This window comes from Deinococcota bacterium, assembly GCA_030858465.1.
GTDB lineage: Bacteria > Deinococcota > Deinococci > Deinococcales > Trueperaceae > JALZLY01.
This window is the reverse complement of sequence record JALZLY010000307.1, coordinates 1-2,183: the sequence shown is the minus strand read 5'-3', so window position 1 is coordinate 2,183 and position 2,183 is coordinate 1. Positions and strand designations below refer to the sequence as shown.

Annotated in this window: 1 protein-coding gene; it reads left to right on the top strand. The window is 65.8% G+C overall.

Annotated elements, in window-relative coordinates:
* Positions 1-2,183: ThuA domain-containing protein (locus M3498_15300; GenBank protein ID MDQ3460647.1), on the top strand; the 2,183-nt coding region annotated here is incomplete at both ends.

The following is a 2,183-nucleotide window of genomic DNA, read 5'->3' as shown; positions in this document are numbered from 1 at the left end:
GACTTGGGCAGCATGGACCCGTCGGCGCTCTACTTCTACCTCTACGCTTCGAACGACACCAACCCCGGTCCTGCGGTGTTCGAACGCGTCAGCATCTCCCAGGAGAGCGGGGTTGAGGCCGGGACAGCGGGCGAGCCTTTGACAGTGGAGGAAGATTTCATAGACGAGCTCGACGAAGAGACCTGGGGCATCTACGACAATGACTCGGGTGCGGACGCCGTCGTCGAGGACGGGGAGCTGCGCATCGAGAATCTCGGCACCGACGGCTGGGACACCAACCAGAAGGGCATCTTCTTGAGGCAAGCCCTCAACCTCGCAAACAACGTCACCACCGTCGAGGTGGACTACCTAGAAGCCGGCTGGAGCGAGCAGAATCCGGGCTTCTGGACGAGTGACGAGATCGCCGACGACCTCTGGAACCATCCCGGCTTCAGGCTGACGGTGAGCGGTGAGGGCGTCAGCCCCACCTTCACCCCGGCCGCCGACGGCTCCTTCGAGCCCGGCTTCAGCGTGACGGCGACGCCGCCTTACACGCTTCGGTGGGTCCTCACGCACGAAGAGGGCTCGACCGTCGCTGTGGAGGTCTATGTGGACGATGAGCTTCAGGGCGAGAGCGAGATGGACTTGGGCAGCATGGACCCGTCGGCGCTCTACTTCTACCTCTACGCTTCGAACGACGCCAATCCCGGCCCGGCGGCCTTCGAGCGGGTGAGCGTCAGCCAGGCGCAGACAGCCGCGGCCGCGGCCGCGCCCGTGCAAGACCCCGAGGCCGTTGCCGCCGCGGCGGAACAGGCCCAGCGGGACGCTCAGACGCAGGTGGCGCAGACGGGCCTGAATATCGAGCCCTTGATGGTCGACGAGGACTTGAGCGTCCTCATGTTCACCAGGACCGAAGGCTTCCGCCACGGCTCCATCGAGACCGCCCACGAGGTGATGGAGCGGCTCGCCGAGGAGCGCGGCTTTGCGGTCACCATTACCGAGGACGCCACCGTCTTCACCGACGACAACCTCGCCCAGTACGACGTGATCATGTTCGGGGTCACCACGGGTTCGGTCCTGCAGCCGCAGCAGCGCGAGGCGATGATCCGCTTTATCAGGGGCGGCGGCGGTTTTGTCGGCGTCCACTCGGCCAGCGACACCCACTACGACTGGGAGTGGTACGGCGACCTGGTCGGCGCCTACTTCAACGGCCACCCGCCGGGCACCCAGAACGCCCGCCTGGTCGTCGAGGACCCCGTGCATCCTTCGGTCGCACACCTGGGCGGCGAGCTCGAGATCAACGACGAGTGGTACTTCTGGGACGCCAACCCGCGCGAAGGCGTGCACGTGCTGATGACGCTCGACCGCTCCTCGCACCCCGTCCTGGCCGGCTTTGCCGCGGGCGACCCCGAGGCTGACCACCCCGTCACCTGGTGCCATCCCTACCAGGGCGGCCGCTCCTGGTACACCGCCTTGGGCCACCCCGACTGGGTCTGGGAGGACGAGCGCTTCCAGGAGATGCTCATGGGCGGCATCCTCTGGACCGCGCGGCAGGTCGAGGGCAGCTGCGACGTCGACTTCAACCAGATCATCATAGAGCCCCTGGTCGAGGGCATGAACGAGCCCATGAACCTCGAGGTCGATAACCAGGGCCGCGTCTTTTACGTCGAGCGTCCCGGCAACGTCCGGGTCTGGGACGAGGCGCACGGCGTCAGGGACCTGCTCGAGCTCGATGTCTATACCGAAGAGGAGCACGGCCTGCTAGGCTTGGCGCTCGACCCCGACTTTGCTGACAACGGCTATGTCTACCTCTACTACTCGCCCCTGGCCCACGAGACCGACAACTTCTTATCGCGCTTTACCCTCGCTCAGGGCGAGGACGGCGACCTCGCCCTCGACCCGGCGAGCGAGGAGATCCTGCTCCAGGTCTACAGCGACCGCGAGACCTGCTGCCACCAGGCCGGCAACCTGGTCTTCGGCCCCGACGGCACGCTCTACCTGGGCACCGGCGACAACACCAACCCCTTCGAAAGCCAGGGCTATTCGCCGATCGACCGCCGCGAGGGGCGCGAGTACTTCAGCGCCATCCGCAGCTCGGGCAACCCGAACGATCTGCGCGGCAAGATCTTGCGCATCAACAAAGACGGTTCGATTCCAGAGGACAACCCTTTCGTGGACGACCCCGAGGTGCGCGACGAGATCTA